This is a genomic window from Salegentibacter maritimus, assembly GCF_016236915.1.
GTDB lineage: Bacteria > Bacteroidota > Bacteroidia > Flavobacteriales > Flavobacteriaceae > Salegentibacter > Salegentibacter maritimus.
The window spans coordinates 1-24,991 of the sequence record NZ_JAEHOK010000004.1; the positions used below are offsets into that span (position 1 = coordinate 1).

Genomic DNA, 24,991 nt, shown 5'->3' on the forward strand with positions numbered 1-24,991 from the left:
AATAGCAATCCTGAAATCATCACTAGAACCTATAGCGTAACAGATGATGCCGGGAACTCTATCAATGTAACACAGGAAATTACTGTTAACGATACCACAGATCCAACAATCCCCACTTTGCCCGATTTAGTTAGTGAATGCCCCCTAACGGTAACGCCTCCTACTACATCCGACAATTGCGACGGAACAATCACTGGAACAACAGGTCTTACCAATCTTACTTTTGATGCCTCAGAGACAATTTACTGGTATTTTAAAGATGCTGCAGGTAATGAAATTGGTCCAATCGAACAAAATGTTATAATTAATAATACTATAGCTCCTGTTCCCGATTCAGGCTCCCTACCTAAAAAAATTATAAGTGGATGCCAGATCACCAGCATCGATGAATTAGACATACCAACCGCTACAGATGCCTGTGAAGGTACTATCTCCGGAAACTTAAGTGAAAATTTTGAATTTCCTTACTCCTTTACTGGAACTAACACCATTGAGTGGGAGTTTATTGATAGCAAAGGGAATAAATCAATACAAATTCAGGAAATTGAGCTTAAACCTTTAGATGTAGATGGAGGAACATTAAAAGGCACTTTTGAATCTTCTGTTTTTCAGGAACAAATTGATATTTCGGCATGTGGCGAAGCTATTTCTGTTGAATTAGACTTAACAGGCGAAAAAGGCAACATTATACATTGGGAGAAATTTTCGGTTAATAAGGGTATTTGGGAAATTATAAATAATACTGGCAACTCACATACAGCAAACTTTGCAGAAGGTGAACTGGTCTCAACTTATTACAGGGTACTTATTCAAACAGGAACCTGCGCCGAATATTCCAATAGTTTTTACATAAGAACTTTACCCGTAGGAGATGCCCCTACAGTTGAAAATTTAGAACCGGAAACTAATAACAAATATTGCCTGGGAGACGAAGTAAATCTTCTTGCTAAAAGTAATTATACCGCTACACAACCTGCATTACCCAATGAAGCACCTGGAGATTTTAATCAGGGACAGCTAAATACTCAGGATCCTAATTCATGGCTCACAGACGGAAGCCCCGGAGGTTTTACCGCCGGTGGTAACTCAAAAAAACCTAGAAACTGGTCGGGTACCAATGATCATGAATTTGGTGATATCACCTACGATGGAGGCGATGGTAAATTTGCGATAGCCCAGGGAGACTTTAGTGACAGCCAATACAAAGGAAATAACCCCACAACCTTAGAAAGCCCTATTTTAGATCTATCTAATGCGGTATCGGCAAGCTTGGATTTTGATCAGGCCTTTTATTTTGCCAATGGAGACAACGCAGTAATTGAAATTTCAACTGATGGGGGAAGTACTTATTCCACGCTTCAGATAATGCACTCACCGGGCACGGGGATTAAAAAATGGTTTACAGCAGGGACTGCCGAATCCTATGCCGGATCTAATGCTAGCAACTACAATTTTAGTACAGACAACACCTCTATTTCTCTTGAAGACTACATTGGAGAGAACAATGTAAGAATTAGATGGAAATTTACCGGAACAAGCGATAAGAGTGTTTGGGCCATGGATAATATAATTGTTAACGAAGAGGTTTTTGTGGACACTGAGTTGGAATGGACCGATGGTATTGGAGACCCCAACGAAGATCCTATTGTAGTAGGCCGTACTGAAGTACCTATTGCTTTCACTCCTGCCGTGCCGGGGCAACACGAATATGGAGGAACCGCTTTAATTAACGGTTGTAGAACTTATAATGAAGAGGGAACAGATTTAATAAATATTCTTGTTTCTTATTCCTATGCTGGAGAAGATATTATATTATCCAATGATGAATGCGGCCAAAATACAGTGCAACTCAATGCTTATGACAATACACTTACAGCAACTGAAAATAATGAAAAAGGAGCATATCCTTCAAAACCCACCAACTGTATAAACTGTGATGACCCAGGTACTGGCGAAATAGGCACCTGGACCTGGACAAGACTAAGTGGCACTAACAATTGTGTTTCGGAATCCTTTTCTGATATTAACGACCCCAATGCCACTTTTACCGGAAACGAAGGAACCTATAATTTAACCTGGACGGTAGATGGCTGCTCAGATTCTATTACAGTAGAAATCAAAGAATGTAATCAAATTAACTTTGATGGAATTAATGATTATATAGATTTTAGCAAAGACAATTATCACTTATCCAACAGTACCAACAAAAAAGCATTCAGCATAGAAGTTTGGGTTAAACCAGAATCTACCAGCGGAATTCAAACAATCTTTTCAAAAAGAGATGCAAACTACGCTGATAATAAAGGTTATGATCTTTCAATTCACGATGGAGAAGTATCTTTTAACTGGAATAACAGCGGAACTATAAACTCTTCACCTCATAAAGTTCAAGCTAATAGGTGGTATCATATCTCTGTTACCCACTCCTCTTCGGGAGAATATAAGCTTTACATTGATGGGGTTCTTATAAAATCTACCGCCGGTGGATCTCCCGATGCAAACCTCAGCAAAGCCTTGCTAGGTGCTGTAGATCAGTCTGAATTTAACGTACCCACAAATCACTTTCATGGATGGATGGAAGAATTTAGAATTTGGAATGTTGCTTTAACACCAAATCAATTACGGGAAATGATGAATCAGCATATCGAAAATAACGGAGCAGCCGTGGCCGGTGAGGTGCTTCCATTTAATATAAAAAATCTTAATTGGGTAGATTTAATTGGGTATTATAGAATGGACAAAGTAAACTGTGGAAACCTCTACCCCTACAATGATGGGTCTGACATAGGTTTTCCGGGAGAATTAAAAAACATTACCACTTCCCAACAAACCTCTGCCCCTCTTCCTTATGAATCTGAAGCATCAGGAAACTGGCATACCCGAAATTCCTGGGATCCAAACGCTACCAAACATTGGACTTTCCCTAACGATATCGGAATTGATAACGAAACAGAAATAAACTGGAATATTGCAGTTCAAAACAATGATTTAAATTCCAACAATAAAGACATTAAGCTATTAGGATTGTTCTCTGAGCCTGCCACTCAGTTAAAAATGCAAGGAGAAAATAACGCTTCAGGGAACGAATTACGTATCACCCATTATCTGGAACTAAATGGGCATATAGACCTTAACGGAGAATCCCAGCTAGTACAAACCGAAGGCAGTATCCTTACCGGTTCGGGGTATCTTACCCGTGACCAGCAAGGAACCGCGAGCAGCTATAATTATAATTATTGGAGCTCACCTGTTGTTTCCAATACAGGAAACCAGTCTTATACCATCGCCTCTGTTATGCACGACGGCACCGATAAGGCATCTCCAAAAAATCTTGATATAGGACCTCCCGGACATGTTACTTATGCCGATGGAAATTATAGCGTTCCAAGAAAAATTAGTGGTCGTTGGCTGTATAAATTTAGAGGCGATGCCAATCAATATAGTGAATGGAAATATATAGGAAAGGATGGTACTTTATTGCCGGGAGAAGGCTATACCATGAAGGGAACCTCGGGTAATGCCAACATACAGGACCTTCAGAATTACACTTTTAAAGGTTTTCCAAATAACGGACCTCTAACGAATGCGTTGAACATTGCCAATGATCAAAATTATCTTTTAGGAAATCCTTATCCGTCGGCGATCGAGGTTAAAAAATTCATACTGGATAATTTATCCAAGAACGATGTAAATGGCGCTACAAACACCAGAAATATTTTTAACGGGGCGCTATATTTTTGGGATCATTTTGGCGGTAAAACACATATTTTAAGGGAATATGTAGGAGGATATGCTACTATAAATCTATCGGGTGCAGTACAATCGGCAACTTCTATAGATGAGCGTATTAATAACGATGGCTCTAAAGGAACTAAAAAACCGGGGCCATTTATTCCGGTAGCTCAGGGGTTTTTCGTGAATACAGTTTTAGACCCGGGTCTGGCGCCTGGTTTAAGCATCAGCGGAGGAGATATTAACTTCAATAACGGTCAAAGAGCTTTTGCTTCTGAAGTTAACCCAAACGATTCCCAATTCTTAAAACCGAACGAGCTTACCAAGGGGCAAAAAACCGAAATAACTAAAGATTCACGATATAAAATAAGGTTGAACTTTTCTTCCCCACTTGGTTATCAAAGAGAGATTTTGGTTACTGCCGATAATTATACTACAAACGGGTTTGATTTAGGCTACGATGCACTATTAAATGACAACATTCCTGAAGACATGTACTGGCTTATAAAAGATAGCAAATTTGTTATTCAGGGCGTTCCCAATTTTAACCTGGATCAAAAACTACCTATTGGGATTACTCTTGCTGAAGAAAAGGAGTTTAGTATAGAACTTGGGGACTTGGAAAATATGCCCGATATCATTGATATTTATCTACGCGATAATAGTGATAGTTCTTATCACGATTTACGTAAGGCAGAATATAAAGCGAGTTTACCCGCAGGAGAATATAATAGCAGGTATGAAATCGTTTTTCAAGATCCAAATTCAATGCTGGAAGATAAAGAGCCGGGCCAGGGCCCTATCGATTACTATTACTCTTTAGCCAATAGAGAATTTGTAATTAGCAATCCCGAACTTCATAAAATTGAACACATCAATATTTATAATATTGGAGGTCAATTAGTAGACCAACACTTTGGTATACCAGACATTAAGAAAATTCATATTCCACAGAAAAAATCCTTAAGCTCGGGCGTTTACATTGTAAAAGTTTATACCAATACAGGAGATTATGCTAAAAAAGTAATAATTAGAAAAGATTAATTTGATAGTTCTCGGTTGCAGGATGTGAGTTAGCGGTTGTGGGATTTCAGTTGTGAGTTTTGGTTTAAATTTTTTTCAACAAAAACAACAAATAAACAAGCAGCGATAAACAAAAACCGAGTTGGTAGTCCCAATTTCAGTAGGTAACACAACAGAGCCAACAACAGATCGCAAGTCCTTCGTCCTCGCGATGACAAATCAAGAATTGAAAACAATAAATGTCAGAATCTAGATCGCCACGTGTTTCGGCCTACCATTCACATTTTTTTTAAATTACTTCTTTATTGATTATTAGAATCCAAAAAAACTGCCACGAATTCACTAATCACAAGTAAACTACCTCGAGGTATTACATCCTTTGGAAATGCCTATAAAATATGTGTATTCATGGCACCAGGAAGTCTAAATTAAACTCAGAATTACCAGGAACTGAAAACCGAGAGCTGAGAGCTAATTCAAGGCTTATACTTCAAAGGTAAATACACCACTTTTTTTGTATTAAAGAATTCCTCTTCAAAATAATCTCGTAATTCGTGTATTTCAGCTTTCGGATAATCATGAAGTTCTACTGTAAGGTCGCCACCTTTAAGATAAAGAATACCGTTTTTAAGTTCGTGATTACTTTTCTTAGCTATTTTCCCTTTGGTCCAATGCACAAAAGTAGGCATGGCAGCTACCGCCCTGCTAACAATAAAATCGAAGGTACCGGGAATCTCTTCTACTCTGGAGTTAGTAGTTTTTACATTGGTAAGTTGTAAACCTTCTACCACTTCGTTAACTACTTTTATCTTTTTCCCTATAGAATCCACAAGGTGAAAATTAGTTTCAGGAAATAGAATAGCCAGTGGAATTCCCGGAAAGCCACCACCGGTTCCAACATCTAAAATTTCTGCCCCCGGCTTAAACTTTAAAATTTTTGCTATGCCCAGCGAGTGTAACACATGCCTTAAATAAATTTCGTCAATATCTTTACGCGAAACCACGTTAATTTTAAGATTCCAGTCTTTATACAAGGCCTCTAAATGCGCAAATTTAGCATACTGGTCATCGGTTAAATTGGGAAAGTATTTCTTTATTAATTCCAAAGTTTTCAAATTTTGGACAAAAATACATAATTTGCCGCTTTAAAAATACCGTATATTAATACGTACTGAATTATAGATTAACTACGTAAAAATTTTACCTTTACCGCTTACAAAAATTACATGGAAAAAATTCAAAATCACATAAAGTTCTCCCGAAAAGATTCTACAAAATTCTTTAGGTTACTTAATAAACGCGTTAATGACTACTTCAAAGAAAATAATCTTAAAAAAACTGGAAACTGGAAACTACACCTGAAAGCTGTAGTGATGTTCTCTCTATTTCTAACTCCATATTTTCTAATTCTCACCCTGGATATTTCTCAATGGTGGATGCTATTGCTTACAATGGTTATGGGTGCCGGAATGGCAGGAGTAGGAATGAATATTATGCATGATGGGAATCACGGTTCTTACTCTTCAAAAAAATGGATCAATAAATTTATGGGAGGAACCATATATGTTCTTGCCGGAAATGTTTACAACTGGCAGGTACAGCATAATGTTTTGCACCATACCTACACAAATATACATGGACATGACGAAGATTTAGATGCCGGTAGAATAATACGTTTTTCTGAACACGCTAAATGGTATAGCTTTCACCGCTTTCAACATTACTATTCAGTGTTTTTATATGGTTTATTAACTTTTAATTGGGCCTTAACCACAGATTTTAAACAGACCCATAATTATTTAAAGCGCAAATTATCCTATGGTAAAATGCCTAATCCTGTTACACAATGGAGTATTATAGCCATCACTAAATTGATCTATTTAGCTATATGGATTATTATTCCTATGCTTATCCTGTCTATTGCATGGTGGAAGATTTTGATAGGATTTTTCGTAATGCATTATACAGCCGGATTAATATTAAGTATCGTATTTCAATTGGCCCACGTGGTAAAAGAAACAGAAATGCCATTACCAGATGAAACCGGCTCTATGAAAAACACATGGGCTATTCACCAATTGTTTACCACGGTTAATTTTGCAACAAAAAATAGAATAGTAAACTGGTTTACCGGCGGATTAAACCACCAGGTAGAACACCATATTTTCCCGAATATTAGTCATATTCATTATTCTAAAATAGCTAGCATAGTTAAGGAGACAGCATTTGAATGCAATCTCCCCTATCACGAATATAAAACCACACGCGCAGCAATAATTGCCCATTTTCAACATTTAAAAGAAATGGGTGCCAAACCTGCAATTTCGTAGATTTTTTTAAAAAGAATTCTACGAGATAGAGATTGAAAAGAATCATTTTATTTTTCTTCAATCTCATTTAGTAAGTAATTAATTTGTAACCATTAAAAAAATGCAAGAACACTTATCCAACCGAATTAACAATTTAGCCACTTCCCAAACGCTGGCTATGGCGGCAAAAGCGCGTGAACTTAGAGCCGAAGGGAAGGACATTATAGGTTTAAGCCTTGGAGAACCAGATTTTAACACTCCAGACTTTATTAAAGATGCTGCTATTAAAGCAATTAACGACAATTACAATTCTTATACGCCTGTAGATGGTTATGTAGAATTGAAAGATGCGATAATCAATAAATTTAAGCGGGATAATAATCTTACTTATGACCATTCTCAAATTGTGGTTTCTACAGGAGCTAAACAATCTTTGGCAAATGTAGCTATGGTTTTATTAAACCCAGGAGATGAAGTTATTTTACCCTGCCCTTACTGGGTAAGTTATGCTGAAATAGTAAAATTGGCCGAAGGTGTTCCGGTTGAAGTTCCAACTTCAGTAGAAACCGATTTTAAGATGACTCCGGAGCAACTAGAAGCAGCAATCACCCCAAAAACCAAAATGATCTGGTATAGCTCACCTTGCAACCCCAGTGGTATGGTTTACAGCAAAGAAGAGCTTAGGGCCCTTGCCGATGTATTAAAAAAGCATCCAGACATTATTGTGGTAAGTGACGAGATTTATGAGCACATTAATTTTGTAGGCGGGCACGCTTCTATGGCTCAATTTGAAGACATGTACGATCGCGTAGTTACCGTGAACGGTGTTTCAAAAGCTTTCGCCATGACCGGCTGGAGAATTGGATATATAGGTGCTCCAACCTGGATTGCACGTGCCTGTAACAAGATGCAGGGACAAATTACCAGTGGTGCCAATTGTATAGCTCAGCGAGCAGTGATTACAGCCCTGGAGGCCCCGGTTAGCGAAATTAGCTATATGGTAGACACTTTTAAGAAAAGAAGAAAGCTTATTATAGATCTACTAAATGATATTGAAGGTTTTGTAACCACTGAACCCGAAGGTGCTTTTTATGTATTCCCGAATGTTTCCCATTTCTTCGGAAAAACAATTAAAGGCCATAAGATTGAAAACGCCACAGATTTTTCTATGTTTTTATTAGAAGAAGCCCTGGTAGCTACCGTTACCGGCGATGCATTTGGAAACCCAGATTGTATAAGAATTTCTTATGCGGCAAGTGAATCTCAAATTGAAGAAGCGCTGAAAAGAATTAAATCGGCACTCTCTGAAGCATAGATTTTAAGTGCTAAATAGTATTTTTAAGAATCCTGATGCGGTTAAAACCCATCGGGATTTTTTTATTTCACTAAAACCATTAATAGTTCTAATTTTTATTCAATATTTTAATCTCGAATTTGTTTCAAAGCCAACTCCCTAATTTATTCGGAGATGCAGGTTGTTGGAGAATAAAAAACGGGTTAGAATACCGAAGCAAATTCTTGATAAAAAGTCTGAAACGAATTCAACTTGACAGAAAATTATTCTTTTAGACAAGTTTTCTATTTTATTAAATAGAATATTAATATCACCTATTTCTCCAGAAAAATGGCGTAAGAAGTATAAGCACCGTAAAAAGTTCTAACCTTCCAATAAGCATTAGAAAAGAACACCACCATTTCCCTAAAGGCGGTAGAATATCGTAATTATTTACCGGCCCCAAAGCCCCAAAAGCAGGACCAACATTCCCCAGGGAAGAGGCTGCTCCACCAATTGCTGTTTCAAAATCAAGACCCAGCCCACCTAAAACAACAGATCCAATAATAAAAGACAACATATAAAGGATAAAAAAGCCCAAAATATTAAAGGTTACTCCTTTTCCGATAGATTTTCGGTTAAATCGTACAGGAAGAATAGCGTTTGGGTGTAATGCCCGTTTAAATTCTATCCCTCCATTTCTTATCATAATGATATGTCGCATCACCTTAACCCCACCCGCAGTTGACCCTGCCGAGCCACCCAGAAAAAACATTCCAAAGAAGAAAATTGTAAGGAAGGGAGTCCACATGGTATAATCGGCGCTTACAAAACCCGTGGTGGTAATAACCGCTAAAACCTGAAAAAGTGCATGCCTAAATGCACTTTCGGCCTCTCCCCAAACCATGGGATGATCTATTTGCGAAAGCGCAACATCGGCTTCAAAATAAATAAATAATGAAGCTACGAGGGTAAAAATACCTATAAAGTAAAAGTACCATTTAAACTCATCGTCATGCAAAACCTTTTGAATTCGGCCTTTAAAGCTATAATAGCTTAAAACAAAATTAGCACCCGCCAAAAACATAAAAAGCATAATGATATACTGAATAATAGGCCTATCGTTCCAGTAAGCAACGCTAATGTTCTTAGTGGAGAACCCACCGGTAGAAAGCGTACTAAGGGAATGATTTATCGCATCAAAAAAACTCATTCCGGCTACCTTTAACAAGATAGTTTCAGCCGCAGTATAACTTACATAAATTAGCCATAGTCTTTTAGCAGTATCGGTAATCCTTGGTTTAAGTTTATCGGCACTTGGGCCAGGTGCTTCCGCAGCAAAAAGCTGCATCCCTCCTATTCCTAACAAAGGCAAGATTGCTATAGCAAGAACAATTATTCCCATACCACCAATCCAATGGGTAAGGCTTCTCCAAAACAACACACCTTTAGGAATAGATTCTATATCATTTAAAATAGAAGCGCCCGTGGTGGTATAACCAGACATGGTTTCAAAAAAGGCATCGGTAAAGGCAGGAATAGATTCGCTTAAAACATAAGGCAATGTTCCGCTTAAAGCCATAAAGATCCACCCAAAAGTTACAATAATGTAACCTTCCCGCTTTTTTACTTCCTTGCGGTGACCTCGTGTGGTAAACATAAAAAGCACCCCCAAAAACAAGGTAATGAAGGCTGCAGCCAAAATATCTATAGTTACACCATCTTCATAAAACCAACTCACTAAAACCGCTGTAAGCATAAAGCCACCATTACAAAGTAACAGCAGCCCCATAACGTGCAGAATAATTTGATAATTGAGTCTAGGCATTACAGAAAGAGTTTTTCAACCTTTTTTATAGATCTTGGCAGGCAACATACCACTATACGATCTCCACGGGTAATAGTAAACTCGCCTAAGGCAATAATACCCTTCCCATCTCTTATAATTCCACCAATTATAGCCGATCTCGGGAAATCGAGGTTTTTAATCCTTTTGTTGCAAACTTGCGAATTTGGCTTTACTATAAACTCCAAAAGCTCAGCGTTCATATTATTAATCTTGGTCATTGCAACTACCTCGCCCTTTCGCACATATCTAAAAATGTTATTTGCAGCAAGTAATTTTTTATTGATTAGAGTATCAATTCCTATAGAATGACTCAATTGATAATAATCCATATTCTCCACCAAAGAGATAGTTTTCTTTACACTTTTGGATTTGGCCACAAGGCAGGACATAATATTTGTTTCTGAATTGCCTGTAACGGCAATAAAAGCATCCATATCATGTACATTTTCTTCTTCCAGCAGTTCTACATTTCTACCGTCTCCGTGAATAATTAGTGCATTGGGCAACTCATCGGCGAGATCGTAAGCTTTTCCTTTGTCACTCTCCACCAATTTCACATTAAAATTATTTCTGCAGAGATCTTTGGCTGTTTTTTTCCCAATTTTACTTCCGCCCAGAATCATAATATTTTTAATAGACTGCTTGGTTTTTCCGGTAAGCTTATAAAGATTTTCCACACCGCTTTTCAGGGTAATGAAATTTACCTGATCCCCTTCCTTAAACTGTGTATCGCCTCGTGGAATTAATGTATACTGCGTTCCATAACGCTGTATGGCTATAGGAACAAAATTAAGATCTGGAAAAATATTAGCTGCTTCCTTAACTGTTTTACCCACAAATAATGCATTACGAGAAAGACTAAGGCCTATCATAGTTAGTGCACCATTTTCAAATTCATAACTATCGTTAAAAGCAGATTGATTTAAAAGTAGGGCAATTTCCCTGGCGGCCAATGCTTCAGGAGAGATCAACTCGTCTATACCAAAGCGTGTAAAACCAATTTCCTCCTTATTTTCAAGAAATTCTGTATTAGAAATACGGGCTATTGTTCTTTTTGCACCCAATTGTTTGGCCAAAACACAGGCTGTAATATTAGTCGCTTCGCTAGAGGTTACACTAATAAGCATATCTACATGCTTTACCTGTGCATCCTTTAAAATAGCAATAGAAGTGGCGTCTCCTTTAATGGTTCTTATATCCAAATGTGTATCGGCATAACTAAGATTGTCCCGGTTGGTATCAATCAATGTAATATCCTGGGACTCGAAAGAAAGCAATTTTGCCAAATGAAAGCCCACTTCACCCGCTCCGGCAATAATTATCTTCATATAACAGCTTGAAATTGAAAAGAAGAACAAATGTAAGGTATTTTAGACAAACCAAAAACCAAAGTCTGTTACAACAAATCCTAAAAGTTTCAGGTACAATTATTTCTTATCGTGTATCTTTGACGCAAAAATAGTACTATGGGCAAAAAATTGACTCCATATCAAGACTCAGGTCTCAATAAAAAGAAGCAGGTTGAGCAGATGTTTGACAAAATATCTGGGAAATATGATGGCTTAAACCGGGTTATTTCCCTGGGCACCGATATTAAATGGAGAAAAAAAGTTATTGCTTTGGTAAAAGCGCACCAACCAACTGCTGTGTTGGATATTGCTACCGGCACCGGAGATCTAGCTATACAAATGGCAAATATTAATGCCAGGAAAATTGTTGGCCTCGATCTTTCTGAAGGTATGTTGAAGGTGGGACGTAAAAAAATTGCAGCTAAAAACCTAAGCGATAAAATTGAGATGATTCAGGGAGATTCTGAAGCACTGCCCTTTGAAGACAATGCTTTTGATGCCATAACCGTAGCTTTTGGTGTACGCAATTTTGAGGATTTAGAAAAAGGGCTATCAGAAATAAGAAGAGTGCTAAAACCCGGTGGAATTTTTGTAGTTTTGGAAACTTCGGTACCTACTAAATTCCCGTTTAAACAAGGTTATAAGCTCTATTCAGGCCACATACTACCTTTAATTGGGCGAATATTTTCTAAAGACCGTGAAGCTTACTCTTATTTAAGTAAAAGTGCAGCCGAATTTCCTCATGGGGAAGCTTTCAACAATATTTTAAAGAAAACTGGGTTTATAGATATAGAAAACAAGCCACAAACTCTTGGAGTTGCAACCATTTACACTGCTTCAAAATAAAATTATGAAGAAACTTTTTGTTATTACCTTTCTTTTTTGTGTTCAATTTGGAAATGCACAAATTTTTGGAGGAGATAAAATTATAAATAACGAGAATTTTGACAAACAACGTTGGTCCTGGGGATATTACCTGGGTTTTAACACCTACGATTTTAAATTTAAATATAATGATGAAGTAGCTCCCAACGGGAATGACCTCATTATTGAAAAAACCCTTGGTTTTAACGTAGGCCTGGTTGGGAATTTAAGACTAAACAACAATCTGGACCTTCGGTTAGAGCCGGGTGTTACTTTTAATACACGTAATTTTAGACCTCCTTACACCAAAGATATTGAAGAGATAAATGCTACTTATGTGCACATTCCTTTATTGTTGAAGTTTTCAGCAGACCGAAAAAATAATTTTAAACCATTTGTTGTTGGAGGTTTATCTACATCAATAAATCTTTCCAGCAATGAGAACAACCCAGATGTAGACACGCGTTTAAGAACCAATAATTTCCACTATGAAGTTGGGCTGGGAATAGACCTTTATCTTTATTATTTTAAGTTCTCACCTTCAATAAGAGGTGTGTTTACCATAAACAATGAAATGGCAGAAACGAAATTCCAGGCTGTAGATGCCATGCGATCACAAGCTGTTTTTCTCAACTTCACATTCCAATAAAACGGTTCTGAAGGCTATTTAAGAAGCATATCTTAACTTCCCGGCAAACCAACACGGATTTTCGGGTTTGATTTGTTGATATTTTGAAGCAGATATCTGCAGGAAAATAGCAAACCAGAGGCTTTAAGTAAAACTTTTGCGTCTAAATTCACTTAAGAGAATTGCTGTTGCCGTGGCCACATTAAGACTTTCGGTTTCTTTTAATTCTCCAAAACGCGGAATGCTTATTTTCTTTTCTACCAATGCTTCAATTTCTGTTGAAACTCCATTGGCTTCATTCCCCATTACCAAAATTGCCTTTTCCTTAGTTTCAGCATTGTAAACATTCTCCCCATCCATAAAAGCTCCATATACGGGCAATCCTGATTCTTCAATATAATTCTTTAAATCACGGTATACAATATTCACGCGGGCCAAAGACCCCATAGTTGCCTGTACTACTTTGGGGTTAAAACAATCTACCGAGTCTTTAGAGCAAACCAGGCTCTTTATTCCAAACCAATCACAAAGTCTAATAATAGTACCCAAATTTCCAGGGTCTCTAATTCCGTCTAAAGCCAGAATTAGGTTTTCATCTTTAATCTCAAACTCCTGTGGAATTTTAAATAAAGCCAATGCAACCTGTGGGGTTTTAAGAAAGCTTATTTTCTTAAGTTCCTTTTCGTCTACTTTTTGAATTTTACCGGCAGGAACTCCAAAATCCCGTTCGGTAGTAAAAAGTCGCTCTAAAGAAAATTTCGAGTTTATAAGCTCGTTTATTGTTTTAATACCCTCAGCTACAAAAAGTGTATGTTTAGAACGATATTTTTTTTGTGCAAGACTGGTTATTAACTTAATTTGGCTTTTACTAACCATACAAAAAATGTAATTTTGATCTCTTAAAAATGTGTGTTTGAATCGGCATTTCGCAAAAATATCATTATTTTTTTTAAGCTTGCTTTTTTTAATTTCCTGTAATGCCGTAAAACGCGTAGAGGGTGATAACAAACTGCTCACTAGCAATGAGATTTTCGTAAATAACGAAAAGATTAAAGAAAGCCGTATTTATAATCAGCTCTACCAGGAACCAAACACCAGCTTTTTGGGCATACCGCTACGACTTCATTTTTATAATCTTGCCCGCCCCGATATAGATTCGATTTTAAGCGAAAAATACTTAAAGAATGAAAGTAAGAAAAATACGCTTACAAATATTCTATCATACAAGCAGTTTGAAAAATTATTACATTCAAAAAAATCTTTAAATGAATGGATAAAAAGTACGGGGGAAGCTCCGGTAATTGTAAGCAAAGAAGAAACTCAAAAATCTGTTAATCGATTAAATTCGTGGTATTGGAACAATGGATGGTTTAATGTAGAAACCAATTATGAGATAACCCCTTCAAATAAAAAAAAGAAACGCGCCCATGTAACTTATAATGTAACGACTGGAGAAGCATATCAGTTAGACTCTATCACTACCAGCATCTCTTCTAAGGTTTTAGACTCTTTATATGAGTTGCATAGAGATAAATCTATCATAAAAGAGGGCATGCAGTATAAGACACTAGACATTAATGAAGAAAGAGACCGGCTTACTTCTCTTTTTAGAAATAGCGGTGTTTATAATTTTGACCAGGAATACATAAGCTTTAATGCAGATACCATAAACACCGGAAAAAAGGTAAACACGGCCCTTATTATAAAAAATCGTTTCGCATCTGAAACCGACACCAGTTCAAGGGTTCCATTTAAAATCCATGAAATAAGCAAGGTTAACATTTTTACAGATTATAAATACGCTAACCGAAACCAAATACTTACAGATAGTATTACCACCGAAGATGGCTACACGCTTTACAGTTTTGAAAAGCAGCGCTATAAACCGCAAGCCATTACCGATGCCGTTTTTATAAAACCCGGAAATACCTACAGTGACATTTCACGTTCCAGGACCTATAATCGCTTAAACTCTTTACGAATTTTTAAATATCCCAATGTACAATTCACCCCAGATCCTGCAGATTCTACCCGTAGTGACCTTATCGCTAATATTTTTTTAACGCCACAACCAAAATATTCCCTGGGATTTGATTTTGATGTTTCACAAAGTAATATCCAAAAATTCGGGATTGGTTTTGGGGGGTCACTTTTAATAAGAAACGTATTTAAAGGAGCTGAAAATTTTGAAATTTCAGGCCGTGGAAGCATAGGTTCTTCTACAGACGCCGCTATAAGTGGCAATGACGATCGCTTTTTTGATATTTCAGAAATTGGAGCCGACCTAAAACTTACTTTCCCACGAATATTTCTACCTATTAATACAGATCGTTTTATTCCAAAATACATGCAACCCTTTACATCACTTAGCCTTGGGGTTAGCACTCAAAACAATATTGGGCTCGACAAACGTAACCTTACGGGCATTCTTAATTATAGATGGAATCCTTCTTCAAAGCTTTCAAATCGCCTGGATTTTTTAAATATTCAATATGTAAGAAACCTGAATATAGATAATTACTTTAATGTATATAGGAATTCTTATAACGATCTAAACCAAATTATCCAGTCGGGAAATATAGTGACCAATCCTTCGTATTTAAATTCAGAAGGCTTGTTAAGTATTCCTACGGGTGCTGAAAATTTCATTAGGGACATTTCTAACAATACCGGAGGAACCACTGGCTTAAACCAAGACCAAAAACGACTGGTAAATAACATAGGAGAGCGCAAAAAGCGTCTTACCGAGAACAACCTTATATTCGCTACCAATTACACCTATTTATGGAATACCAAGAAGAATCTATACGACCAGGAGTTTACCCGATTTAGATTTAAAATAGAAACTGCCGGAAATGTACTATCTGCCATTTCTTCCCTGGCCGATTTCACCAAAAATGAGAATGGAACTTATAGTGTATTAGGGGTTAATTATTCCCAATATGTTAAAACCGAACTCGATTTTATTAAGCATTGGGATTTAGGCAGGGACAATATCTTCGCATTCCGTGCTTTTGGAGGGGTAGCCATCCCTTATGGAAATGCAAACAGCATCCCTTTTGTAAGAAGCTTTTTTGCCGGAGGCCCTAACGACAACAGAGCCTGGCGAGCCTACGACCTTGGCCCCGGAAGCAGTGGCGGCCGAAATGAATTTAACGAGGCTAATATGAAACTGGCCCTTAATGCCGAATATCGTTATAATTTATTTGGCTCTTTAAATTCGGCCGTTTTTATTGATGTTGGAAATATTTGGAATGTACTGGATATTGTTGAAGACGAAAAAGCGACTTTCGAGTCTTTTGCAGACCTTAAAAACATCGCCATAGGTTCCGGTTTTGGACTAAGGTACGATTTTAACTTTTTTGTTTTAAGATTTGATATTGGCTTTAAAACCTACGACCCTGCCCTGCCTGAAGGCAATCGCTGGTTAAGAGATTACAACTTTAATCACGCCGTCTACAATGTAGGTATCAATTATCCTTTCTAAGCTAACATATTTTCTTATTTTTGTATTTCTAATTCAACTAAAATTATGAGTCATAACATTAAACCTGGCGTAGCTACAGGAAAAGAAGTACAAGAAATTTTTAATTACGCCAAGAAAAAGGGCTTTGCCCTTCCCGCAGTAAACGTAATAAGCTCCAGCAGTATGAATGCTGTAATGGAAACCGCTGCCGAATTAAATTCTCCGGTAATCATTCAGTTTTCCAATGGGGGTGGCCAGTTTAACGCTGGAAAAGGTTTGTCTAACGAAAATGAAAAAGCTGCTATTTTAGGAGCTGTAGCAGGCGCTAAACATGTACACGAACTTGCTGAAGCTTATGGTGTCGTGGTAATTTTACATACAGACCATTGCGCGAAAAAATTACTTCCCTGGGTAGACGGTTTACTTGATGCCAGTGAAAAACATTTCGAGCAATTTGGAAAGCCGTTATACAGCTCGCATATGATAGATCTTTCAGAAGAGTCGCTTGAGGAGAACATTGAAACCTGCAAGAAATATCTGGAAAGAATGAGCAAAATGGGAATGACACTTGAAATTGAGCTTGGAGTTACCGGAGGTGAAGAAGATGGTGTAGATAATACCGATATCGATTCTTCAAAATTATACACCCAACCAGAGGAGGTAGCTTATGCCTATGAAGAATTAAGCAAAGTAAGTGACCAATTCACTATTGCTGCTGCTTTTGGAAACGTACACGGGGTTTACAAACCAGGAAACGTAAAACTTACACCAAAAATTCTTAAAAATTCGCAAGAGTATATTTCAGAAAAATATGGTGTGGAAGAAAACAATATTGATTTTGTATTCCACGGAGGTAGCGGTTCTACAGTTGAAGAAATTCGCGAAGCAATTGGCTATGGCGTAATTAAAATGAATATAGATACAGACCTTCAATATGCTTACCTTGAAGGAATTCGCGATTATATGGGAGAAAAGAAAGATTATCTTGCTGCCCAAATTGGTAATCCTGAAGGAGACGATGTACCTAACAAAAAGCATTACGATCCAAGAAAATGGTTACGTGAAGGAGAACTTACTTTTAAAGCCCGACTAAAAAAGGCTTTCGAAGACCTTAATAACGTAAACACTCTATAAATTTAATTTTTTAAAACAGCTGGAATTTTAAAATTCCGGCTGTTTTTATTTTAAGTAAAACTTTTGGTTTATTTCCCATACAATAAACCAAAACCTGAAACCTGAAAAATATATGGCTTGGTTTAAAAGAACACAAAAAGGAATTCAAACACCCACAGAACACAAAAAAGATGTTCCAAAGGGTCTTTGGTATAAATCACCTACCGGTAAGATTGTAGATGCAGAGCAATTAGAAAGTAATTTTTATGTAAGTCCGGAAGACGGATATCACGTAAGAATTGGTAGTAAAGAATATTTTAAAATCCTTTTTGATGATAATAAATTCAAAGAATTGGATAAGGGTATGACTTCTAAAGACCCTTTAAACTTCAAGGACACTAAAAAATATACCGAGCGCTTAAAAACAGCTCAGGAAAAGACCGAGCTTAACGATGCCGTGCGTACCGCTGTTGGAAAGTCTAAAGGAAAAGACCTTGTAATTGCCTGTATGGACTTTAGGTTTATTGGTGGCTCGATGGGTTCTGTTGTAGGTGAGAAGATTGCCCGGGCAGCAGATTATTCACTAAAAAATCAAATTCCCTTCATGATTATCTCTAAATCTGGTGGGGCGAGAATGCAGGAAGCCGCTTTATCTCTAATGCAATTAGCAAAAACTTCGGTTAGGCTGGCACAATTAGCAGAAGCTCGTATTCCGTATATTTCACTAGCCACAGATCCAACTACCGGAGGTACTACCGCCTCTTTCGCGATGTTAGGAGATATCAATATTTCAGAACCTGGTGCTTTAATTGGTTTTGCGGGCCCACGGGTAGTAAAAGATACTACCGGGAAAGACCTTCCAAAAGATTTTCAAACTTCAGAGTTTTTAAAAGAACACGGCTTTTTAGATTTCATAACAAAAAGGTCTGAGCTTAAGGATAAAGTAAATCTTTATTTAGATCTTATTCAAAATCAACCAGTAAGGGCTTAAAATAAATTTTTCTTTGAGTAGGTAATTATATTTAAAGTAGTATCTTTGCCGCCTGACGGAAAAACTGTCAATACATAAAAATCATTAAAATTAATATTGGAATGTATTTAGCCAAAGAAAAAAAAGAAGAAATTTTTGAGAAACACGGAAAAGGCAAAACCGATACTGGTTCTGCAGAAGGACAAATTGCATTGTTCACTTACCGAATCTCTCATCTTTCAGACCACTTAAAAAAGAATCGTAAAGACTTTAACTCAGAACGCTCTTTGGTAAGATTGGTTGGTAAAAGAAGAAGCTTACTTGACTACTTAAAAAAGAAAGATATCATGAGATATCGTGCTATTATTAAAGAGTTAGGATTAAGAAAATAAATTTCAGAGGGGGCTTTACGCCCCCTTTTTTTATAATAATAATTTATAAATTACTTTGTTTTAGGTGCGTTTATTAAACTAAAAGTAATTACCCTACCCGAAGTAATTTAAATCTCGATTATCAAATAAAGTATCTCTAAGAGACCTTATACAAGAGGATTATCGAGAAAATTGTCGCTCAAAGAGAGTAGTTTTTCATTGGTCTACACAACACACAACAACACAACACCCGGCCGTCCGGTATAGGCGGAGACCATTGTTTAACAAAAAGATCTGGTGAAGTTATTCAGATCAAACGAAGAATTCAAAATTATGATTCCACAAACATTTAAAGAGGTTATCGATTTAGGAGATGGAAGAGAAATCTCTATCGAAACCGGAAAATTAGCAAAACAGGCCCACGGGTCGGTTGTTGTTCAAATGGGCAACGCTATGTTGCTTTGTACCGTAGTATCTTCTTATAAAGAAAGTACTATGGATTTCTTTCCACTAACTGTAGATTACAGAGAAAAATTTGCTGCCGCAGGACGCTACCCGGGTGGTTTCTTTAAAAGAGAAGCAAGACCAAGTGACGGCGAAGTTTTAACCATGAGAATTGTAGACCGTGTTTTGCGCCCGCTTTTCCCATCAGATTATAAAACAGAGACCCAGGTAATGATTCAGCTGATGTCTCATGACGAAGAAGTAATGCCAGATGCTTTGGCAGGACTTGCTGCTTCGGCTGCTATTCAACTTTCTGATATTCCTTTTGAAACTCCTATTTCTGAAGCCCGTGTAGCAAGAATAGATGGAGAGTTTATAATAAATCCAAGCCGCAGCCAGTTACAAGATTCAGATATTGATATGATTATTGGTGCTTCTGCAGATTCTGTGATGATGGTAGAAGGTGAGATGAAAGAAATTTCTGAAGAAGAAATGGCTGAAGCCATCCAATTTGCCCACGAACATATTAAAAAACAAATAGACGCTCAAGTACGCCTTGCAGAAGCTTTTGGCAAAAAACCGGTTAGGGAATATGCTACCGCTGAAGAGAAAGAAGATATTGAGCAAAAAGTTCGGGAAGCTGCCTACGATAAAATCTACGAGATTGCCAAAGGTGGCCACAGCAAAAAAGAACGTAGTGAAGCTTTTGCTGCCGTAAAAGAAGAAGTACTGGCTTTATTTTCTGAAGAAGAATTAGAAGAAAACGAAAAGCTAATCAAACAATATTATAGCAAAACCGAAAAAGAGGCAGTAAGAGAACTTACTCTTGCCGAAGGTATTCGTCTTGATGGTAGAAAAACCGACGAGATTAGACCTATTTGGTGTGAAACCGATTATTTACCATCGGTACACGGTTCGGCTATTTTTACTCGTGGGGAAACTCAAGCATTGGCAACGGTAACTTTAGGTACTTCCAGAGAAGCCAATACCATAGACATGCCAACACACCAGGGTGAAGAAACTTTTTACCTACATTATAATTTCCCTCCATTTTGTACAGGAGAAGCTTACCCAATTAGAGGTACTTCAAGACGTGAAATTGGACACGGAAACCTTGCCCAGCGTGCATTAAAAGGAATGATTCCTGAGAACAACCCTTACACGGTAAGAGTAGTTTCAGAAGTATTAGAATCTAACGGATCGTCTTCTATGGCAACGGTTTGCGCCGGAACTATGGCCATGATGGATGCCGGGGTAAAAATGACAAAACCTGTATCTGGTATTGCTATGGGATTAATTTCTGATGGCGAACGTCACGCGGTACTTTCAGATATCCTTGGAGATGAAGATCACCTTGGAGATATGGACTTTAAAGTAACCGGAACAGCCGACGGAATTACTGCTTGCCAAATGGATATAAAAGTAAAAGGACTTCCTTACGAAATTTTAGTAAAAGCCTTGAAACAAGCACGTGCAGGAAGACTACATATCCTTGAAAAACTTACTGATACTATTGCTCAACCAAATGAGCAGGTAAAAGCACACGCTCCAAAAATTATCACCAGAAGAATTCCTAATGAGTTTATTGGTGCACTTATTGGGCCTGGCGGAAAGGTAATCCAGGAACTGCAAAAAACTACCGGAACTGAGATTGTGATCAATGAAGATCCAGAAACCGAGGAAGGTATTGTTGAAATTCTAGGAACAGATCAGGCGGGAATTGACAAAGTTCTGGCTAAAATAGACTCAGTTACCTTTAAACCTGAAAAAGGAAGTGTTTACGAGGTGAAAGTAATTAAGGTATTGGACTTTGGTGCAGTAGTAGAGTATGTAGACGCTCCCGGAAACGAGGTGCTATTACATATTTCTGAGCTTGCCTGGGAAAGAACCGACAATGTTACTGATATTGTAAACCTTGGTGATATAATAGATGTAAAGTACTTTGGTATAGACCCTAAAACCCGAAAGGAAAAAGTTTCAAGAAAGGCTTTATTGGAAAAACCAGAAGGTTATCAGTCTCGTCCGCCTAGAGATAGTAATCGCGATAACCGCGGCTCTAGAGACAATCGTAGTCGTGATGATCGTCGAGGTAGAGATCAAAAAGATCGTAGAAATAAAGACTAATTAGTCTTTATCTTTACAAATTAAATCCCCGGGAATTTTTTTCGGGGATTTTTTTATGCCTTTTCTTATATGTTAGAAATGTTTTAGTAAAACTTCGGCGATTGCAAACTACATATCTACCTGAGTTGCTAGTGGGTAGAGGCTAGTAAGATTATGCATTCCTTACATCGTGATTCGTTAGTTTGCTACACTGAAATATATACTGTTACCCCAACTGCAAACCTAAGACTGAGACTGCAAACTTTTTTATGCGTTAGGGATTGCAGTGGAAAGCCCACAGTGAGTGCAACGAACGCGGACTTGCAGCGAAAAGCCCGACCCGTAGGGGAACGTCTACGAAGTACTTAAAACCTAAAACAATATACTATTTAATGAATAAGTTACCTGGCTACCTATCAACAAAGCATTAAATTATAAGTGTAGTATGCAATCTACGTTACAGGTGATATAAGCTTTTTAGCGAAAATAATTTTTAAAAGCATCCAATTCTTCAAAAATATCTTAGACGCCAAAAAGCGTGTATCATCCTATACACCAGCCAAAAGGCTATAAAAAACTCTACACGGTTTTTTAAAATAAAAAAATAATTACGGTTTTCTGTAACATTTAGACGAGTCTTTACGTATAAACTAATACAAGAGCTATTCACAATTAAAATCCAAGGAGACGATAGATGAGACAACTTAAGATTACGAAGCAGGTAACGAACCGTGAAACTGCTTCGCTAGATAAGTATTTGCAAGAAATTGGTAAGGTTGATCTAATTACTGCCGATGAAGAGGTAGAATTAGCACAACGCATTAAAGCGGGTGATGACCGCGCTTTGGAAAAATTAACCAAAGCGAATTTACGTTTTGTGGTGTCGGTGGCAAAACAATATCAAAATCAGGGGTTAACCCTACCCGACCTTATTAATGAAGGAAATTTAGGATTGATTAAGGCTGCGAAACGTTTTGATGAGACTCGTGGTTTTAAATTTATCTCCTATGCTGTATGGTGGATTCGCCAGTCTATTCTTCAGGCACTGGCAGAGCAATCACGTATTGTTCGTTTACCACTAAATAAAATTGGATCTATAAACAAGATCAACAAAACCTTTGCTTTTCTTGAGCAATCTCACGAGCGGCCACCAAGCGCAGAAGAAATAGCGAAAGAGCTGGATATGACTATTAATGATGTTAAGGAATCTATGAAGAATTCCGGACGTCATGTTTCTATGGATGCTCCACTGGTAGAAGGTGAAGATTCTAACCTTTATGACGTTTTACGTTCTGGAGAATCTCCAAATCCCGATAAAGAACTTTTACACGAGTCTTTAAGAACCGAGATAGAGCGTGCTTTAGAAACTTTAACTCCGCGTGAAGCTGATGTAATTCGTTTATACTTTGGGCTTGGAGACCAGCACCCTATGACGCTTGAAGAAATTGGGGAAACTTTTGATCTTACCAGAGAAAGAGTTAGACAAATTAAAGAAAAAGCAATAAGAAGATTAAAGCATACTTCAAGAAGTAAGATTTTAAAAACCTATTTAGGTTAAGATATTTAAGGTGACAACAGTTAACTCCGGCGACGGCCGGCTAACATAACTGTTCGTTTTTTGATTGATGAATGACCCCGGCGTGATGAACCGGGGTTTTTTTATATGCCTTTATTAATTACATTTAACAAATTAGAATCTAAAAGCGTTCCTCCTCTCTAAGAACATAATTACCATATTTTTTAAACCGTCCAATATTTAAGTTTATGATGAAGTTATATGAAATAAAAACTGCCTCTTAAATAATTTTACAGAAAGCATCAAATACGTATAATCTTGTTATTTTTGCGTGTACATACATACAGCACAAAAACTATGACAACAAAACTTATTGCTCCATCTATACTTGCTGCCGATTTTGCCAATCTTCAGCGTGATATTGAAATGGTGAACAAAAGTGAAGCCGACTGGTTTCATATAGATATTATGGATGGTGTTTTTGTACCCAACATCTCCTTTGGAATGCCCGTACTTCAGGCTATTTCCAAGCATGCAGAAAAGACCATTGATGTTCATTTAATGATTGTAGATCCTGATCGGTACATTAAAGAATTTGCAAAATTGGGAGCCGATAATCTAACGGTACATTACGAAGCCTGCCCCCATTTACACCGTACGCTGCAAGCAATAAAGGCCGAAGGAATGAAAGCCGGTGTAGCCATAAATCCCCATACGAATGTAGATTTATTGAAAGATGTGATTAATGATATCGACCTAGTATGCATCATGAGTGTAAATCCAGGTTTTGGCGGGCAAAGCTTTATTGAAAACACTTACCAAAAAGTGCAACGTTTAAAGGAGCTTATCGTTACGCATAATGCCGCTACTTTAATTGAAATTGATGGTGGAGTAACCAATGAAAATGCTTCTCAACTGGTAAAGGCCGGTGCAGATATTTTGGTGGCCGGCAGTTATGTCTTTAAAGCTGAAGATCAGGTAGAAACCATAAAAGACTTAAAAAATCTTGCAAACTCCTAAAAACATTTACGATTTAATTATAATAGGTGGCGGCCCTATTGGTATTGCCTGCGCCCTCGAAGCAGAGAAAAAAAATCTGTCGTACCTCATCCTGGAAAAAGGTTGTTTGGTAAATTCGTTATACCATTACCCGAACAACATGACCTTCTTTTCTACATCAGAAAAACTAGAGTTGAATGGCATCCCTTTTATCAGCAACAACCCGAAACCCAGAAAAGCCGAGGCGCTAGAATATTACCGGCGAATAGCCACTTCAAATAAAATTAACATCAATTTATTTGAAAAAGTTACCAAAGTAAAATCGCAAGGAGAAATTCACAAAATAACCAGTTCTAAAGGAGAATACGAAGCAAAGAATATAGTGGTTGCCACCGGTTTTTACGATATCCCAAATTATTTGAATATCCCCGGAGAAGATTTGCCTAAAGTGGCCCATTATTACGGAGATCCGCATTATTATGCCACCTTAAAAACCGTTGTGGTTGGTGCTAGCAATTCGGCTGTAGATGCAGCCCTTGAAATATACCGAAAAGGTGGTGATGTTAGCATGATAGTTAGAAAGGAAGATATTGGCCCCAGGGTAAAATATTGGGTTCGCCCTGATATTATTAACCGAATTGAAGAAGGTAGCATTAAGGCATTCTTTAATGCCAACTTAAAGGAAATTAGGCCAAATCAGGTAGTTATTGATACTCCGGAAGGCTTAACAACCCTGGAAAACGACTTTGTACTCCTACTTACCGGATACCGTCCTAATTTTGATTTTCTGAAAAGTATGGGTATTAATCTATCTGATGATGGAAAAAAAATCCCGCAATATAATAAGGAAACAATGGAAACGAATGTAAAGGGAATTTACCTTGCAGGAGTTATTTGTGGCGGCGTAGAAACTCATAAATGGTTTATAGAAAACTCTCGGATACATGCTAAAATGATTATGGAAGATCTGGCTAAATAAGTT

The 24,991-nt window shown here is 37.4% G+C and carries 17 protein-coding genes; 13 read left to right on the forward strand and 4 right to left on the reverse strand.

The window, feature by feature from the left end; all coding sequences use genetic code 11:
- A partial coding sequence (locus I6U49_RS04120; RefSeq protein ID WP_198627692.1) for a LamG-like jellyroll fold domain-containing protein occupies positions 1–4,776 on the forward strand: 4,776 nt, incomplete at its 5' end.
- A gap of 455 nt (positions 4,777–5,231) precedes the next feature.
- Here the strand turns inward: I6U49_RS04120 and rsmG are convergent.
- Positions 5,232–5,861, reverse strand: a complete 630-nt coding sequence (gene rsmG, locus I6U49_RS04125; protein WP_198627693.1) for a 16S rRNA (guanine(527)-N(7))-methyltransferase RsmG — start codon at positions 5,859–5,861, stop codon at positions 5,232–5,234.
- A 120-nt stretch (positions 5,862–5,981) separates the two neighbouring features.
- Here rsmG and I6U49_RS04130 point away from each other — a divergent pair, with 120 nt between their 5' ends.
- On the forward strand, positions 5,982–7,085 hold the full coding sequence (locus tag I6U49_RS04130) for a fatty acid desaturase family protein (RefSeq protein ID WP_193711555.1): 1,104 nt from the start codon (positions 5,982–5,984) through the stop codon (positions 7,083–7,085).
- Between the two features lie 100 nt (positions 7,086–7,185).
- Positions 7,186–8,379, forward strand: a complete 1,194-nt coding sequence (locus tag I6U49_RS04135; protein WP_198627694.1) for a pyridoxal phosphate-dependent aminotransferase — start codon at positions 7,186–7,188, stop codon at positions 8,377–8,379.
- Between the two features lie 289 nt (positions 8,380–8,668).
- Here the strand turns inward: I6U49_RS04135 and I6U49_RS04140 are convergent, their stop codons facing one another.
- Complete coding sequence (locus I6U49_RS04140) at positions 8,669–10,165, reverse strand: TrkH family potassium uptake protein (RefSeq protein WP_193711557.1); 1,497 nt, start codon at positions 10,163–10,165, stop codon at positions 8,669–8,671.
- Positions 10,165–11,514, reverse strand: coding sequence for a Trk system potassium transporter TrkA (trkA, locus tag I6U49_RS04145; protein ID WP_193711558.1), 1,350 nt, complete (start codon positions 11,512–11,514; stop codon positions 10,165–10,167). Before trkA ends, I6U49_RS04140 begins: the two co-directional genes overlap by 1 nt.
- 138 nt (positions 11,515–11,652) lie before the next feature.
- Here trkA and ubiE point away from each other — a divergent pair, with 138 nt between their 5' ends.
- Both ubiE and porT read left to right on the forward strand, forming a co-directional pair.
- Positions 11,653–12,381, forward strand: a complete 729-nt coding sequence (gene ubiE, locus I6U49_RS04150) for a bifunctional demethylmenaquinone methyltransferase/2-methoxy-6-polyprenyl-1,4-benzoquinol methylase UbiE (protein WP_198627695.1) — start codon at positions 11,653–11,655, stop codon at positions 12,379–12,381.
- 4 nt (positions 12,382–12,385) lie between these two features.
- On the forward strand, positions 12,386–13,048 hold the full coding sequence (gene porT / locus I6U49_RS04155; RefSeq protein WP_198627696.1) for a type IX secretion/gliding motility protein PorT/SprT: 663 nt from the start codon (positions 12,386–12,388) through the stop codon (positions 13,046–13,048).
- A 123-nt stretch (positions 13,049–13,171) separates the two neighbouring features.
- On the opposite strand, the gene I6U49_RS04160 is transcribed toward porT, so the two are convergent.
- Positions 13,172–13,903, reverse strand: coding sequence for a TrmH family RNA methyltransferase (locus tag I6U49_RS04160; RefSeq protein WP_198627697.1), 732 nt, complete (start codon positions 13,901–13,903; stop codon positions 13,172–13,174).
- A gap of 79 nt (positions 13,904–13,982) precedes the next feature.
- On the opposite strand from I6U49_RS04160, the gene tamL reads away from it, so the two are divergent.
- The 8 genes from tamL (at position 13,983) to I6U49_RS04200 (ending at position 24,988) form a co-directional block, all read left to right on the forward strand.
- Positions 13,983–16,514, forward strand: coding sequence for a translocation and assembly module lipoprotein TamL (gene tamL, locus I6U49_RS04165; RefSeq protein ID WP_455431170.1), 2,532 nt, complete (start codon positions 13,983–13,985; stop codon positions 16,512–16,514).
- A 45-nt stretch (positions 16,515–16,559) separates the two neighbouring features.
- The gene (fbaA, locus tag I6U49_RS04170) at positions 16,560–17,627 is read left to right on the forward strand and encodes a class II fructose-bisphosphate aldolase (protein ID WP_198627699.1); all 1,068 of its coding nucleotides are present in this window, start codon (positions 16,560–16,562) and stop codon (positions 17,625–17,627) included.
- A gap of 112 nt (positions 17,628–17,739) precedes the next feature.
- Complete coding sequence (accD, locus tag I6U49_RS04175) at positions 17,740–18,597, forward strand: acetyl-CoA carboxylase, carboxyltransferase subunit beta (RefSeq protein ID WP_193711564.1); 858 nt, start codon at positions 17,740–17,742, stop codon at positions 18,595–18,597.
- A gap of 101 nt (positions 18,598–18,698) precedes the next feature.
- A complete protein-coding gene (rpsO, locus tag I6U49_RS04180) occupies positions 18,699–18,968 on the forward strand; it encodes a 30S ribosomal protein S15 (protein ID WP_193711565.1) in 270 nt (89 codons plus the stop codon).
- Positions 18,969–19,280: 312 nt separating this feature from the next.
- Positions 19,281–21,515, forward strand: a complete 2,235-nt coding sequence (locus tag I6U49_RS04185; RefSeq protein WP_193711566.1) for a polyribonucleotide nucleotidyltransferase — start codon at positions 19,281–19,283, stop codon at positions 21,513–21,515.
- Between the two features lie 673 nt (positions 21,516–22,188).
- Positions 22,189–23,052 carry a sigma-70 family RNA polymerase sigma factor gene (locus I6U49_RS04190; protein WP_011708302.1) on the forward strand — a complete coding sequence of 288 codons (864 nt, stop codon included), beginning with the start codon at positions 22,189–22,191 and terminating at the stop codon, positions 23,050–23,052.
- Between the two features lie 315 nt (positions 23,053–23,367).
- Complete coding sequence (gene rpe, locus I6U49_RS04195; protein ID WP_193711567.1) at positions 23,368–24,030, forward strand: ribulose-phosphate 3-epimerase; 663 nt, start codon at positions 23,368–23,370, stop codon at positions 24,028–24,030.
- Positions 24,017–24,988: a YpdA family putative bacillithiol disulfide reductase gene (locus I6U49_RS04200; RefSeq protein WP_198627700.1), complete on the forward strand. Its 972-nt coding sequence runs from the start codon at positions 24,017–24,019 to the stop codon at positions 24,986–24,988. The genes rpe and I6U49_RS04200 overlap by 14 nt, the downstream gene beginning before the upstream one ends.
- Positions 24,989–24,991: the final 3 nt, after the last annotated feature.

What these genes read in the sequence shown, in the direction of transcription:
- I6U49_RS04130 (WP_193711555.1), top strand. Translation starts at nt 5,982, where the DNA reads ATGGAAAAAATTCAAAATCACATAAAGTTCTCCCGAAAAGATTCTACA.
- I6U49_RS04135 (WP_198627694.1), top strand. Translation starts at nt 7,186, where the DNA reads ATGCAAGAACACTTATCCAACCGAATTAACAATTTAGCCACTTCCCAA.
- I6U49_RS04140 (WP_193711557.1), bottom strand. Translation starts at nt 10,165, where the DNA reads ATGCCTAGACTCAATTATCAAATTATTCTGCACGTTATGGGGCTGCTG.
- trkA (WP_193711558.1), bottom strand. Translation starts at nt 11,514, where the DNA reads ATGAAGATAATTATTGCCGGAGCGGGTGAAGTGGGCTTTCATTTGGCA.
- ubiE (WP_198627695.1), top strand. Translation starts at nt 11,653, where the DNA reads ATGGGCAAAAAATTGACTCCATATCAAGACTCAGGTCTCAATAAAAAG.
- porT (WP_198627696.1), top strand. Translation starts at nt 12,386, where the DNA reads ATGAAGAAACTTTTTGTTATTACCTTTCTTTTTTGTGTTCAATTTGGA.
- I6U49_RS04160 (WP_198627697.1), bottom strand. Translation starts at nt 13,903, where the DNA reads ATGGTTAGTAAAAGCCAAATTAAGTTAATAACCAGTCTTGCACAAAAA.
- fbaA (WP_198627699.1), top strand. Translation starts at nt 16,560, where the DNA reads ATGAGTCATAACATTAAACCTGGCGTAGCTACAGGAAAAGAAGTACAA.
- accD (WP_193711564.1), top strand. Translation starts at nt 17,740, where the DNA reads ATGGCTTGGTTTAAAAGAACACAAAAAGGAATTCAAACACCCACAGAA.
- rpsO (WP_193711565.1), top strand. Translation starts at nt 18,699, where the DNA reads ATGTATTTAGCCAAAGAAAAAAAAGAAGAAATTTTTGAGAAACACGGA.
- I6U49_RS04185 (WP_193711566.1), top strand. Translation starts at nt 19,281, where the DNA reads ATGATTCCACAAACATTTAAAGAGGTTATCGATTTAGGAGATGGAAGA.
- I6U49_RS04190 (WP_011708302.1), top strand. Translation starts at nt 22,189, where the DNA reads ATGAGACAACTTAAGATTACGAAGCAGGTAACGAACCGTGAAACTGCT.
- rpe (WP_193711567.1), top strand. Translation starts at nt 23,368, where the DNA reads ATGACAACAAAACTTATTGCTCCATCTATACTTGCTGCCGATTTTGCC.